This is a genomic window from Paenibacillus piscarius, assembly GCF_022234545.1.
GTDB lineage: Bacteria > Bacillota > Bacilli > Paenibacillales > Paenibacillaceae > Paenibacillus_AQ > Paenibacillus_AQ piscarius.
Genome location: NZ_JAIEUI010000019.1, coordinates 14,760 through 29,260, shown reverse-complemented (window position 1 = coordinate 29,260; position 14,501 = coordinate 14,760). Strand labels below are relative to the sequence as shown.

At 56.1% G+C, this 14,501-nt stretch carries 12 protein-coding genes; 1 reads left to right on the top strand and 11 read right to left on the bottom strand.

Annotation, left to right across the window (positions count from 1 at the left end; genetic code table 11):
* Positions 1-17 precede the first annotated feature (17 nt).
* The 5 genes from K1558_RS24520 to K1558_RS24500 form a co-directional block, all read right to left on the bottom strand.
* Positions 18-422 (bottom strand): hypothetical protein, encoded by a 405-nt coding sequence (locus K1558_RS24520; RefSeq protein ID WP_238654584.1) that lies wholly within the window; start codon positions 420-422, stop codon positions 18-20.
* Positions 423-437: 15 nt separating this feature from the next.
* The gene (locus K1558_RS24515) at positions 438-2,177 is read right to left on the bottom strand and encodes an ABC transporter ATP-binding protein (protein WP_238654583.1); all 1,740 of its coding nucleotides are present in this window, start codon (positions 2,175-2,177) and stop codon (positions 438-440) included.
* Positions 2,161-3,987 (bottom strand): ABC transporter ATP-binding protein, encoded by a 1,827-nt coding sequence (locus K1558_RS24510; protein WP_238654582.1) that lies wholly within the window; start codon positions 3,985-3,987, stop codon positions 2,161-2,163. Before K1558_RS24510 ends, K1558_RS24515 begins: the two co-directional genes overlap by 17 nt.
* A gap of 120 nt (positions 3,988-4,107) precedes the next feature.
* Positions 4,108-5,118 carry a helix-turn-helix transcriptional regulator gene (locus K1558_RS24505; protein WP_238654581.1) on the bottom strand — a complete coding sequence of 337 codons (1,011 nt, stop codon included), beginning with the start codon at positions 5,116-5,118 and terminating at the stop codon, positions 4,108-4,110.
* 202 nt (positions 5,119-5,320) lie between these two features.
* On the bottom strand, positions 5,321-6,727 hold the full coding sequence (locus K1558_RS24500; RefSeq protein ID WP_238654580.1) for a class I SAM-dependent rRNA methyltransferase: 1,407 nt from the start codon (positions 6,725-6,727) through the stop codon (positions 5,321-5,323).
* Positions 6,728-6,827: 100 nt separating this feature from the next.
* Here K1558_RS24500 and K1558_RS24495 point away from each other — a divergent pair, with 100 nt between their 5' ends.
* Positions 6,828-7,811 carry a Na/Pi cotransporter family protein gene (locus K1558_RS24495; RefSeq protein WP_238654579.1) on the top strand — a complete coding sequence of 328 codons (984 nt, stop codon included), beginning with the start codon at positions 6,828-6,830 and terminating at the stop codon, positions 7,809-7,811.
* A 137-nt stretch (positions 7,812-7,948) separates the two neighbouring features.
* On the opposite strand, the gene K1558_RS24490 is transcribed toward K1558_RS24495, so the two are convergent.
* The 6 genes from K1558_RS24490 to K1558_RS24465 all read right to left on the bottom strand — a co-directional run bounded on the left by K1558_RS24490 (position 7,949) and on the right by K1558_RS24465 (position 14,501).
* A complete protein-coding gene (locus tag K1558_RS24490) occupies positions 7,949-8,419 on the bottom strand; it encodes an RpnC/YadD family protein (protein WP_238654578.1) in 471 nt (156 codons plus the stop codon).
* Positions 8,420-8,863 (bottom strand): Rpn family recombination-promoting nuclease/putative transposase, encoded by a 444-nt coding sequence (locus K1558_RS24485; RefSeq protein WP_238654577.1) that lies wholly within the window; start codon positions 8,861-8,863, stop codon positions 8,420-8,422. It lies immediately after the preceding gene.
* A 205-nt stretch (positions 8,864-9,068) separates the two neighbouring features.
* Complete coding sequence (locus K1558_RS24480) at positions 9,069-11,315, bottom strand: Ig-like domain-containing protein (RefSeq protein WP_238654576.1); 2,247 nt, start codon at positions 11,313-11,315, stop codon at positions 9,069-9,071.
* Between the two features lie 247 nt (positions 11,316-11,562).
* Entirely contained in the window at positions 11,563-12,897 is a 1,335-nt protein-coding gene (gene mtaB, locus K1558_RS24475; RefSeq protein ID WP_238654575.1) for a tRNA (N(6)-L-threonylcarbamoyladenosine(37)-C(2))-methylthiotransferase MtaB, read from the bottom strand.
* 3 nt (positions 12,898-12,900) lie between these two features.
* Positions 12,901-13,665 (bottom strand): RsmE family RNA methyltransferase, encoded by a 765-nt coding sequence (locus K1558_RS24470; RefSeq protein ID WP_238654574.1) that lies wholly within the window; start codon positions 13,663-13,665, stop codon positions 12,901-12,903.
* 152 nt (positions 13,666-13,817) lie between these two features.
* Complete coding sequence (locus K1558_RS24465; protein ID WP_238654573.1) at positions 13,818-14,501, bottom strand: site-2 protease family protein; 684 nt, start codon at positions 14,499-14,501, stop codon at positions 13,818-13,820.

The window sequence follows — 14,501 nt, the reverse complement described above, 5'->3', positions numbered from 1 at the left end:
CTGATAGAGCCTGTGTCCTATTCCCGCTGCTTCGTAAGCAGCATGTCCAGCCACCCTGCAGCCTCCTCTTCACTGCTGAAGGCGCCGCCCGGGCAACCGTAAAATTTCTTGGTCGACAATGCAGTTACAGGCTTGTACAGGGCAAGCAGCCTGGCGCTCTGCATAACTACGGCAATGCCGGCGCAAGTTGCGGAGATTTCTGCTTTGTGCGCCTTGCACCAGTCCACATACTGCTTACTAATCTCCTTCGCCGGCCGCTCTCCCCGTTCACCAGGCTGGATCATCAGCAGTCCGAAGGGCGTTCTTCGCGCCAGCAGATCCTCCCAATAGTTAATATATTCCCCCACGGTCTGCTGATCGAAAGATTCCTCCAGGCTGATACGGACCAGCGGCCAGTCGGCTTCATCTATTGTAATAGCCACTTCAATTCCCCCTTCTCATGATGAAATACGGAAGCCGGCGGATTCCTGCTGAAGCTTCCACAGCCGGGCATACAGCCCTCCTGCAGCCAGCAGGTCTTCATGTCTCCCCTGCTCCGCCAATTCTCCATGCTCAAGCACTACGATGTTGTCCGCATTACGGATTGTTCCCAGCCGATGGGCAATTACAATAACTGTCCGGCCCTGAATCAGCGTGTCAATAGCCCGCTGGATCTGTGCCTCATTCTGCGGATCAAGGGAGGCGGTGGCTTCATCCAGTAGCACAATCGGCGCATCCTTCAGCATCGCGCGGGCAATGGAGATCCGCTGCTTCTCTCCTCCGGAGAGCGTGCTGCCGCCTTCACCGACCGGCGTATCGTAGCCAAGCGGTAGCTTCATGATGAATTCATGGCAACGGGCCTGCTCGGCTGCCTTACGAATCTCTTCCTGCGAAGCGCCGGGACGGCCGAAGCCGATATTGTTCCCGATCGTATCCTGGAACAGATAGACATCCTGGAAGACAACTGATACCCCCTTCAGCAGATGCTCAGGATCAATCTCGCGCAGCCTCTTGCCCCCTATCCGGATCTCTCCGGAGTCTGGATCATAGAAACGGGCAATCAGGCGCAGCACAGTGCTTTTGCCGCTGCCGGATGGTCCGACAATCGCCGTCATCGACCCTCGAGGCAGCGTCAGGCTCAGGCCCTTCAGGACCGCTGTTCCCTGGTAACCGAAGGTAACATGCTCGAAGGTAATCCCGCTGTCCTCCGGCAGTGCCCTGGTATTCCCGGACATAACTGGCTCCTCCAGGAGCTTCACAATCCGTTCCCCCGCCTGCTCGTTATAACGGAACTCGGCATAGTTCGCCAGCGCCGAGGTCAAAGGCTCATAGATGCGGGAACCGATGACCAGAAATACTGTGAATTGCAGCACCCCAAGCTCGCCGCCGAGCAGGAGCTGAACCCCGACATATACCATCAGCGGCAGACCGGCCCGCAGGAAGCCCATTGCCGTCAGAATGACGGGGCCGAAGATTCCCTCAAGACGGATGCTCTCTGACATCAGCGCCCGGAAAGCATACGCTAGACGTTCGAAGCGCTCCCCGGTAAGGCTATAAGCCTTCATGACGCGAATGCCGTTCAAATATTCCTGCAGCCGGTTCGCCGCGTTCAGCTTCGCCTTCATATGAGTGCTGCCCAGCCTGCGCTGCAGTCTGGCCGTTGCATACATGACCAGCACAGCAGTCGGCAGGGCGGCGAACATGGAGAGCGCCATCCGCCAGTCCAGTACCAGCAGACCGGCAAGGGCAAAGACCGGCAGAACAAACGCGCCAGCCAGCTGCGGCAGCAGATGTGAGATTCCTGTCTCCACCAGTGTGAAGTCGCCCATGATCATATTGGCCAGATCCCCGGGATCACGCCGGGTCAGAACCCCGAGCGGCAGCTTGCGCAGCTTCTCCGCCAATTCAGCCCGGCCTTCAGCTGCGACATGATAAGCCCCCCGGTAGGCTGAGCGGTAGGCTGGAATTTCAGCGAGGAACATCAGGATAGCCGTTCCCGCAAGCCCGAGGCAAATCCACCACAGCTTCCCGGTCTGAAGCTCCGTATCCGGCGTAACATAGGGCTCAAAAATCAGCAGCACCGCCTGGACAATCAGCACGAACGGAAAGGCGGCAACCAGATTGCTTAGGATTGAGTAGAGCACTGGCTGCAGCAGCTTTTGCGGTCTGCCGGCTGTAATATTATGCAGTACCTTCATGTACCGATCCCCCCTTCGCCAGCTGCCATTGTCCGGCTCCAGCATAAGCCTGCCACATGGCAGCATACAAGCCGTTCCCGGCGATCAGCCGGTTATGATTGCCGCGCTCCGCAATGGTACCGTCCTGCATCACAAGAATTTGCTCAGCCTCCCGGATGGAAGACAGGCGGTGGGCGATAACAATGACCGTCTTGCCCCGCATCAGCTCCGTAAGGGCAAGCTGCATTCGGTACTCATTCTCCGGGTCGGCAAAAGCGGTCGCCTCATCCAGCACCAGCACCGGCGCATTCTTGAGAATTGCCCGGGCCACAGCAATGCGCTGCTCTTCCCCGCCGGACAGGTATACCCCGCCTTCACCGATGAGCGTATCGTAGCCCTGCGGCAGCCGGCCGATGAATTCATCGCACTGGGCTGCCCGGGCAGCGGCCTGCACCTGCTGAAGTGTTGCCCCCGGCAAGCCCACAGCAATATTGGCATACAGCGTGTCATAGAACAGAAAAGTTTCCTGGAATACAAAAGCGACCGTGTTCATCAGAACGTCCACACTCATGTCCCGGATGTCCACGCCCCCGATGCGGATTACTCCCCAGGACGGGTCCCAGAAGCGCGGCACCAGGCTCGCGATAGTAGACTTACCCGAGCCGGACGGCCCGACCAGCGCGGTGACCTCACCCTGCCTGGCGGTGAACGAGATGCCGGTCAGCGCAGCCGACGCTTCCTGATCGTTATGGTATGAGAAGCTCACCTCAGCAAATTCAATATCGTAGGAAGACGGTGCCAGCGGAGCATCCGTCTCCGGAACCGGCTGCCGGGACAGCAGCTCATCTATCCGCCGGACACCTTCGCCGATATCCCTTGTACTGGCTGCCAGCATAAGCAGCTTGTAGAGCGGAGCAGAGACACCTGGCGCCATTATCATGAAGAAAAGCAGCTTCAGCGTTGCGGACAGCGAATCCGGCTCACGGGTCAGAAGATAGACGCCCGCCGGCAGAACGAAGACCGGAACGGAGGCCAGCAGCGTTTTGAAGGATATATAGCCGTTCTGAAAATGATCAGTGTACTTCAGGCAGTAATCCCGGTAGCGGATCATGTCTCCATAAAATTTACGGAAGGAATGCACCGTTTGGCCGAATACTTTCACAGCGGGCATTCCCCTGACATACTGTACCGCTGAAGCGCCGATCTGTTCGAGAGCCTGATGGTAATTCTGCACGCTGTCCTCGCCTTTGCTTCCCATCATCAGCAGCGATTGCACTGCCACGCCCAACAGGATGGGCAGCAGGCAGGCAGCCGCCAGCAGCGGACTCAGCCAGAACATCGCCGTAATCATAATCACGGTCGTTGCGGATGCACTGACCATATCCGGCAGCTGATGGGCGATGAAATTCTCCACCTTCTCCACATTCTGCTCCAGTGTCTTTTTGACTGCGCCTGTAGAGGTACTGTTCATATACCCCAGCGGCAGTCTGCCGAGATGCTCCGTCATCGTGATCCGCAGATTATACTGGATACGGAAGGCTGCCACATGCGAGCACATAATTCCGCCATAGGCCAGGATTAATCCCAGCACCAGCCCTCCCAGCGCGATCAGCCCCCAGCGCATCATCAGGCCGCTGTCTACTCCGGCCGGCATTGAGGCATGACGCAGCAGCTCCGCGAGAATATAGTATACGGATACGAAGGGGAGCAGCATCAGTACCGCGCTGGCGGATGACAACAGTCCGGACAGGAGCAGCAGCCCTTTTTTCTCCCCGGCAATCTCCAGCAGTCTCAGTATTCCTGTCCTGCTCTTCGTCTTGCTCTTGCTCATATTACTTCCCTCCATTCTGAACATTCCAGCATACCAAAAAGTGCACTGAGAATGATTCTCTGTGCACAAGTGTAGGCTATCCTGACTGAAGCACTCTACCGTTTCCGGGAGTTTTCCTACTCAAAAGGGGAGTCTCATGGCCGCAATTGGTATATTTCCGGGATTGAACCCGTATCGCTTGCGGAAGGCTGCAGCAAAATGGCTGACATTCCCGTAGCCTACGCGTGAAGCGGTCTCACTGACACTCAGCCTGTCCTCACAGAGCAAACGATAGGCCTGCTGCAGCCGCTGCTCAATCACATACGCGTGAACCGTAGTGCCGAACATTTCCTTGAAGCCCTTTTTGAGCTTGAATTCATTCAGGCAGATTCTCCGTGACAGGCCGGACAGTGTGGGCGGGTGTGTGTATTCCTGCTGCAGAATCATCCGGGCCAGCTCCAGACACTGCATATCATCTCTGGACAGCTTCACAGCAGCCGGCACCCGCTCTTCCTGATACAGCGACTCGTTGAGGTAGACCGCGAACAGCTCCAGCATCTTCCCCTCCAGATAGAGCTCGCGTATTCCTCCGCTGTAAGAGCATTCCGCAATTTGTGCGAGAACCGGACGGAGGGCTGGCGTAATTCTGCTTTTGGCAAAATAAATTCCTTCCCCTGTCAGACGGTTCAACCGCTCATCTCCGCTTAAGGACGAAGTCAGCCGCCTGAAATGCTCCGGGCTCATATCCATACTGATGAAGCGGTAGCGCGCATTCTGGTGGTACCGGCAATTCTCCGCCCGCCTTCCCCCGTGCAGCAGCGCCATCTCCCCTGTCTGAATGCCGAAGCCGCCGCCTTCCAGCGAGGTTCCCCATTCAATTCCTTCTCCCAGGCAAAAGACAAGCTCGGTACGCGGTGTTCTGAACTCGCCGGAGGCATCGATATCGCGGTTAAAAGTAAGGTTGAAGTCTGTCATCTGAACCGAACCCCGGGTCACAAGACTCCGGCAGCTCCCTTCCCCCAGTCCGGCGGGCGGTCTGATCTCGAAATGGTTGCCATCCATGCAGTAGGTCTGCCGGAATCCTTCACCGATTAGTGTCTTGCTTGCATTTATCCGTTCTGCCTGCACATTGAAGCTGTTCATCTCTGCCATGTATCTGCTCACCCCCTCTGACATGGGTTCATTATATCTTCATTGAGAATTATTATCAATTGACTATAGAGGGACAGCCGGAGCGTCCGGGACAGGGGGATCTGCTTTTCAGAGGGGAAGATATGACTGCGAACAACAAAAAGAGCCTCTATAACAGAGACTCTCCTTGCTCAACCCGTTATACCGCCGGATCTTACGCTTCTTATTTGCTGCGCACCTCAAAGATGGCGAACTTCAGGTAATGCCCTTCGTTCACGCCGAGAATCTGCGGATGGTCCTTGCCGGCGGCCCGCCACTCAATTAATCTCAGCACTTTGCCGGCATCCTTGGCCGCTTCCATGATCGTATCCAGGAACAGCTGAGGCTGCATATGGTACGAGCAGCTGGCGGTAACCAGATACCCGCCTTCGTTCACCAGCTTCATGCCCTGCAGATTGATATCCTTGTAGCCCCGGCAGGCTCCGGCCACCGCGCTCTTGGTCTTGGCAAAAGCAGGCGGGTCCAGAATGACGACATCCCAGGTACGCCCGCCCCCGGCCATCATCGGCTTCGCCGTATCCGGCTTGGCTGCTGCCTTGTTCCCGGGCTTCCCTTTCGCTGCCGCAGACCCGCCCGCCGCACGCTCCGCACGTTCCTCCTGGCCCTTGACCTGATTGCGCAGGTAGGCAAACGCATCCTCCACTACGAATTCCACCCGGTCGGTGAATCCGTTGATCTCCACATTGGCCTTTGCGCTCTCAATCGCATGGGCGGAGACATCCAGGCAGGTGACCTTCTTGGCCCCGTATTTGCAGGCGTGCAGCGTGAAGCTTCCGGTATGCGCGAAGCACTCCAGCACCGTGGCCCCGTCCCAGTAAGGGAAGGTGACCGGGTTGCCGCTTTTATTGACCGGCAGCTGCTGCTGCGATCCGTCCTCTGCGGTTACATTCTGCATCGTAATCCCGCTGCGGGCGCCCCAGCCCTTCATCAGCGGAGCGATAGACGCACGGTTCTCCCGCTGATCGAAGAAGTAGCCGGTCTTCTGCCCCTCTTCAATATCTACGATCACCTTCAGTCCGTTCTCGCTTACGGTAATATGGCGCGGGCATTCGCCGTAAAGCACCCCTGTGGTCTGTTCCAGCCCTTCCAGCTCGCGCACACTGACATCGCTGCGCTCATAGATGCCGCGCGGCGCCATCACCTGCACCAGCGCTTCCACGATCTCAGAGCGGCGCTGATCCATCGCCAGGGTCAAGAGCTGCACCACAAGCACCTCGCCGAAGCGGTCGATGATCAGGCCCGGCAGGAAGTCCGCTTCCCCGTACACCAGACGGTAGGCGTCTGCCCCCGGCAGGAAGCGTTCCCGGTGCTTCAGGCAGTCTGCGAACCGCTGCACAAAAAAAGCGGTGTCCATCGCCGCAAGCCTCTCCTGCGATACAATTCTTACCCGGATCTGCGAGGCCGGATTGTAATAGCCTGTAGCCAGATACCGGCCCTGATGGGTCAGCACCTCCACCAGCCCCCCTGCCTGCGGCTCACCGTCCATCGAGGCCACTTCACTGGCGTAGACCCAGGGATGGCCCTGCTCCAGTCTTTTTTTACGGTTGCGTTCCAGAATTACCGATGCCAATACGTTCAACTCCTGTTCTTGTTGTTCGATTCGTATACATGTCCTACATGCCAGCTTCATATATTGGGTACAACCCTTGTTCACAAAGGAGCCTGTCCTTATGATCCGTGAATTGCTGTTCCCTGTCTTCTACGGTCTTGTGATCTTCCTGGCCGGGATGAAGGTGATGGAAGCCTCGCTGGCAAAGCTGGCCGGCCCGCTGCTGAAGCGCAGCTTACACAAGGCCACCTCCACCCCGGCCAAAGGCCTGATCGCCAGCGCCCTCTTGTCCGCGCTGCTACAGAGCAGCACCGCCGTGACGGTGCTGACCATCGGCATGGTGAATGCCGGGCTGCTGACCTATGCCCGCACGCTGGGCATCATTCTCGGCAGCAACATTGGCACCTGCCTGACGACGGAGCTGATCAGCCTGCAGATCAGCACGCTGGCGCCGCCGCTGCTGACGGCGGCGCTCTGCCTGTGGGCCGCCGCCGTCATGGCCGGCGAACTGCCGTCCGGGCGGCTGCCGGAGGTCTGCCGCCGGATTGCGGGACCGCTGCAGTTCATCTGCCTGGCGGTTGCCGGATTCGCGCTGGTGCTGTGGGGCATCGCGGTCATGCAGTCCATCGGACCTGCCCTCGAAGACAGCGGGCTGTTCCGCTGGTTCCTTGATCATGCCGCCACCAGCGCGCTGTGGGGCCTGGCCGCCGGAGCCGTGCTGACCGCCATGGTACACAGCAGCGCGGCGGTCATCGGCATGGCGATGGGCCTCGCCGCCAGCGGCGTGATGCCGCCGGCGCTTGGCATCGCCATTGTCCTTGGCGCAAACATTGGTACCTGCGTCACTGCCGTCATCGCCGCCATCGGCAGCACACCCTCAGGCGTTTTTGTCGCCTGGTCGCATGTGACGCTCAATGTCGGCGGCGCCCTGCTCTTCCTGCCGTTCATCCAGCCCCTGCAATCCCTGTCCGCCTGGATTGGCGGAGGACCTGCCGCTCAACTGGCCCATGCCCAGACTATATTCAATGTCTTCTGCTCACTTGCTGTATTGCCGTTATGCTACCTGCCCGTATGGTCCAGGCTGGAGCAGCGGCTGCAGTCCTAAGCCTCCGGAAGAACCGTAATCGCCGCACTCATTATACTTCAATCCGTGCTATAGTACTAATCCAGTTCTCTCCCGTTCTCTGCACCCAGGAACAAACAAAGACCCGAGGCAGCATGATGTGCACCCGGGTCTGTATTTTACATCAGCTTCTTAATCTCATCCAGAGGCAAATCAACCGCTTTGGATACCTCTTCGGGGGCAAATCCGTGGATCAGCAGTTTACGGATCGTCTCCGCCTGGCCTTCTTCTTTGCCTTCCGCTTTGCCTTTCTCTATACCTTCCGCAATACCCTCTTCATAACCCCAACGCTTCCAGGCTGGCATCAATTCCATAATAGCTTCCTCCTCCTCCGGATAGTGATCGATTATTTCTCTTAGAATCTCTTCGTCCTGCGCCCGGTCCGGCTTGAAGTACAGATCCGCTACTGACATTATCAATGCCAATCTGCCCTGATCCAGCCGTGCCCTCAGCTTCATGAACATTCGCAGGAATTCCCGGCGCACTTCTCTCGCTTCTCTTGTAGTATACCCCATCTTGGCCAATAACGCAGCAGCCACCGCATTATCCGAATCGATGAACCGCCGCCAGTTCTGCTTGCGCAGCTCCACCTAAAGAAACTGGAAGCGCAGAATATTGTGTTCTGGAATGGACATCTCCAGCGTATCCTGTTCCTCTCTAACCACATCTGAAGTAAAGATGGCAATAGGGATAATCAGCTTATGATCTTTGCGGTAGCGCTCAAACAGGTGGCTGAAGTAGATAAACATTCTTTCGCGAAATTCATGATCCTTGTATGATTGCGGCTCCAGGTGAATCAGAATATAGCCGTCCAGCCCTTTGTAGCGCGTCTCCAGCAGCAGATCCAGCTCTCGCGCCTCTTCGCCGACAATGTCCACCAGCAATTCCTGCATCAGAAACCGGGTCTCACTATAGTTGAGCATAGCATCCAGCTCAGGAAAGAACAGCTCAATGAATTCCTGAAAAAATGTCTCCAGCAGCTTCTTAAAAGCCTCATCATGCGGTATAGAAATCTCTGTCGCCTCCCAGGTCAAGTATCAGACTTCATGTGTGTAATTATATTCCATCAAACTGGAATTTCATATGATGAAAGGAACATACATTCGTATCAAGATGTGCTTATCCTCCACTCCAGCGCCAATCCTTGTATTCCCCTAATGATAAAAAACCTGCACCCCGTCCTAAAGACGAATGTGCAGGTCTGAATACACTATAGAATGCCTTACCACAGGCATTGAACTACTTCACGCTGACAGATACCGTCACTGTCTTCGTGCCCAGCTTCCCTTTGATAGACGCGTTGCCCTTGCTTACCGCAGTAATCACCCCGGAAGCATTGACTTTGGCTACAGAGGTCTTGGAGCTGGTCCACACCATGCTGCCTGTGACCACTGCAGTCTGGCCGGTATCATAGAGCGCGGTAACAACGACGCCCTTGCCTGCACCGGGTGCAAGGCTCAGCCGGTTCTCACTGACGGTGATCTTCAGGAGCTTGGGAACAACATTGATCTTAACGGTCGCCTGAATCCCCTGGTACGAGCCGCTCAGTATGGTTGTGCCTTCAGCCAGCGCTTTAACAGAAGTCTTGTTGACCGAGGCTACTGCAGGGTTGGATGATTCCCAATTCATGGCGCTTGAGAAATTCGCCGATTTGCCGTTCGAGAAATATCCGGTCACCTTGATGGACTTCGACGCCTTGATGTTCATATCCAGCGCAGCCGGCTCCACTACCAGCTTCACAACCTTCTGCTCTATTGTAACCGGAATAGTGATGGTCTTGTTGGAATAAGTGCCTTTCAGAGAGGCTGTGCCTTTGAGCAGCCCTTTGATCGTCTTGGACGCAGCGGTCTGCTTAAGCACGGCGTTGCTGCCGCTCAGCTCCCACTTGATGCTATCCGATACATCCAGCTCATCGCCGTTCTCCAGCACAGCTTGGACAGCGGGCAGCTTAAGCTCCTCCCCGATCACTACGTTCAGAGGCATATCCGGTCCCAGCAGGACAAGCACTTTATTCTGAACGGTAACATTAAGCTGAACCGTCTTGGAGCGGATGGCGGAGGCGGACGCCGGGCTTACACTGCCTGATTTAATCTTTCCGGTCAGCACCACGGTACCGGCTTTTCCGCCTGTAATCTTACCGTCCTTAATGGAGGCAATATCCTCATTCGCGGAGGTCCACTCGATCTCCTCGCTGATATCCAGCTTGCTTGCATCATACTTAGTTCCGTTGACCTTCGGCAGACTTACCGAATCGGCCGTATATAATTCCAGTTCTGTCTTGTCCAGCTTCAACTCTGTCAGGGTTGGGAGCACCGTGACTTTGAAGCTTTTGCTAATCCCAAGATAATCGGCCTTAATGATGGAGGTTCCAACCGCTTTACCTGTTACAGTTGCGAATGCATTGCCGGCGTCAGCCTTATTCGCGGTTACTGTAGCATTCATAATGTTGTCGGAGGTCCAGGTAGCAGACGCTGTCTCGTTCGAGGTTGAATTGACCGCATTGCGCATCTCTGCCGTTACATTCAGGCTCTCGCCCAGGAACAGCGACTGATCGCCGGAAGGCGTCAGCAGAAGCGCTTCGTAAGGGGCGCGCACGTAGACATCAACGGACTTGGTTACACCCAGGTAGCTGGCTGTAATAACTGCCTTGCCTACGGCAAGAATGGTGATTTCACCGTTCTTGACTGTAGCCACGCTCTCGCTGGAGCTGCTCCATTCTACACCGTCACTCAGCGTAATCTCCTGTCCTTCCGATCCCGTCTTCGTCTTGGCGGTCAACTGCACCGGGCTGTCCCCGACCAGCATTTCCATTTCCTTGACGGCAGTGCCGTTCTTATCTTTAAGGACAATGGCGGAATAAGGCAGCTCTACAACCGCCTTGAAGGTCTCGGTTAATCCTTTGTACTTGGCTGTTATGGTGGCCTTCCCTTCGCCTACCAGCGTAATCTTGCCTGCGGCTACTGTCAGCACGCCTGTGTTCGAGCTGCTCCATTCCGCATCCTTCGTGACATCCTTCTCGGATGTGGCCGAAGCCCCGCCGATAGCAGTTGCGGTAATCTGGAGCAATTCATCCTTATCGCCCAGCTTGTAGTTGCCTTCTGTGCTGCGTTTGAGCTTCAATTCTTTAAAAGGATAGGTTACGGATACCTCCACAGAAGCTACAGCATTATTATAGGTCGCTGTAATCATTGCCGTCCCGGTATCCACAGGTCTAAGCTGGCCGTTCAGTACTGTAACTACTTCATTCTTGGAAGAGGTCCATGTGGCGGCGGCCGTCACATCCCGTTTGGACGCGGAGCCCTCGACATTGGCATATACCTTGAGCTGCTTCGGCGACTGGCCGACGGTAAGCTCAACTTTGGCTGAGCTGTCGAATTCAATCGAGATCGTGTCCCCGTTAGCCGCGAAGACGTTTACCGGAAAAGCTGCAGCCACGAGCAATATCATAATGAGGAGCGTTTTGGTCATTTTCCTGTACACGGTCATCTGTTCTCTCCTTAGACGGTTTGATTATCGGTGGACTTTTGCCACTCTCTTCCACTATATCGACAAATACAGCCCAAGTCTTTACCCCATTTCGGCAATCGGTTAAATTCGGGTCTTTGTGACTATACACAATTCCCCTCCGCCACTTTTCCTTTAACTTAAATTTTTAGTTCAATCTATATAATTATGAAAAAAGATGTCTCCCGCCCTGAAAGGCCCGGAAGACATCCTGCAACAACTTAACCGGTCAGACCGACGCTACCGCACGGCCGACACTCACCAGCTCGCCTCGGCATTCATTGACGCCGGCTTCGGTTACCTTGACCTGGCAGAGCTCGCCCTGCAGCGAATCCTCTCCATTAAACAGAATCTGCAGATAATTGTCGCTGAAGCCGTGCTGCACACTGCGTCCCGGCGAACTCTTAGCCGCCCGCTCAGGAATGACAGTCAGGGTCTGTCCAACGAACCGCCGGGCATATGCCAGCTGCATCTCTTCGGAGAGGTCGATCAGCTCCTGGACACGGGCATTCTTGATCTCTTCATCGACCTGGTTCAGCATCCGCGCTGCCGGTGTTCCGGTCCGCTTGGAATACGGGAAGACATGCATCTCGGAATAGTTGACCGCCTTCATGAACTCATAACCGGCCCGGAACATCTCGTCCGTCTCGCCCGGGAAGCCGACGATCACGTCTGTGGTAATCCCCACATCCGGCATGGCCTGGCGGATCAGTTGCATTTTGGCGTAATACTCCTCGGTCGTATACTTCCGGCGCATCGCCTTCAGCACCTCGTTATGTCCGGCCTGCAGCGGAATATGAAGATGACGGCACATCTTCGTGCTGCGGTTCAGCACCTCCAGCAGCTTCCCGTCAATCTGGCTCGCTTCAATCGAGCTGATCCGCACCCGTTCCAGCCCGTCCACCTTATCCAGCTCCCAGAGCAGGTCGGAGAGGCGGTAGTTCTCCAGATCATCCCCGTATCCGCCGGTATGAATGCCGGTCAGGACGAATTCCTTGTATCCGGCCTCCACCAGCTGATGGGCCTGGGCGACGATTGATTTCGGATCACGGCTGCGCGAGAGGCCGCGCGACCACGGAATGATGCAGAAGGTGCAGAAGTTGTTGCAGCCGTCCTGAATCTTCATGAACGCCCGCGTGCGGTCGGCGAAGCCGGGCACATCCATTTCCTCGAACTCGCGTGTCTTCATAATGTTGCGGACCGCATTCACCGGCTGGCGGGATTCTTGGATGTTCTTCACGTGGGTCATAATCTGCTCGCGGTCCTGGTTACCGATTACCAGATCGACTCCGGGAATATCCAGAATCTCGCCGGGAGAGGTCTGCGCGTAGCAGCCGGTAACCGCTACGATGGCGTCAGGATTGCGGCGTACCGCCCGGCGGATCATCTGCCGGCTTTTTTTATCGCCTGTATTGGTTACTGTGCAGGTATTAATCAGATAGACATCGGCGTTGCCCTCGAAATCGACCTGCTCATACCCCTCATTCTTAAATAGCTGCCAGATGGCTTCAGTATCATAGAAATTGACTTTGCAGCCTAACGTATAAAAAGCTACGGATGGCATTGTTCAAGCTCCCCCCATTTCTCCGGATTCATATAGGATGCAGGCGGCGGCGACCATACCTGCAGTTTCACAGCGCAGAATCCGCGGTCCCAGCCCGACAGAGACTGCTCCGGCTTCCTCAGCCAGCCGGCATTCCTCCGGGCTGAAGCCGCCTTCCGGTCCGACAACGATCAGTACCTTGGCGGCGGCCTCCTGCGGAAGCGATGCCAGCCACGGCGCGGCTGCGCTCCGGAGCTGCAAGCCCTCTTCCTTCTCATAGCAGAAGTAGACCGCATCATACCCGCTGAAGCTCTGAAGCAGCTGCTTCCAGCTCAGCGGCGTGTGCACCTCCGGTACGATGTTCCGGTGGGCCTGCTCGGCAGCCTCCTTGCAGATTTTGCGCCAGCGCTCTACACGCTTGCCCTCCTTGCGCTCATCGTACTGCACGATGGTCCGTTCGGAGAGGAACGGTATGAAGGCTGCTGCCCCGATCTCGGTGCATTTCTGGATAACGGTCTCCAGCTTGTCCCCCTTGGGCAGACTCTGCGCCACCGTCACCCGGATGCGTGCCTCATGGGTCATGGGCAGAAGCTCCAGTATGCTCACGGTCACAAGACCGGTCTCAATCTCAGCAATCTCGGCCAGCGCTTCGCGGGATACCCCGTCGCTGACGATCAGCTTGTCGCCGGCCTTGCCGCGCATCACTCTGGCAATGTGGCGGGCATCTTCGCCTTCTATGGTAACCTTCTCTGCCCCGAACTGTGCCGGAGCTACGAAATAACGCTGCATCTCTTCATCATCCTAATCCGTTATTCAGCGTAAAAGCGGCGCCGTTCCCGTCAAACTCAGGTTCCGGCCGCCGCTTCACACTTGATTCATCCTATTAATAACCTCATTACATTCTACAACGTTTGTCCTGCACTGACCAGTCCCAAGTCCCTTTAGACCCCGAACATTCTCAGGAAGAGCCGGATGAAATCATTGCCTGTCTGGGTCGCCCAGATGCTAAGCGGTTCAATCGTATAAGCGCGCAAGCCTGGAATGAAGATAATCAGCAGGAACAGAAACACGGTCCACTGCTCATATTGCTGCAGTCTGCCCCGGATCGGACGCGGCGCGATATCCTCTACGATCCGGTAGCCGTCCAGCGGCGGCAGAGGGATCAGATTGAATACGAAGAGGAAGAAGTTGAAGTGAATGAACATGCCGAAGAACCAGATCAGCGCCCGGAGGAGCTGCTCATTCTTAATCGAATCCATCGTGCCGGTGCCCAGCAGGATCGCATAAATCAGCGCCCCCAGAATACCGAGCAGCAGATTGCTGACCGGGCCGGCCGCCGATACAATTACACCCATCAGACGGGGACGGCTGAAGTTGTCGCGGTTCACCGGAACCGGACGCGCCCAGCCGAAGCCGGCAATCAGCAGCAGAATAATGCCGAAGAGATCGAAATGCACCGCCGGATTCAGGGTCATGCGGCCCAGCAGGCGCGCAGTGGGATCACCGAACTTATTGGCGAAATAAGCGTGGGCAAATTCATGTACTGTAAACGCAATAACAATCGTAATCAGGAAAAAGGGAAGCTGCTGCAAGGGATATACTAAAATTTGATCCAGGGAACCCAT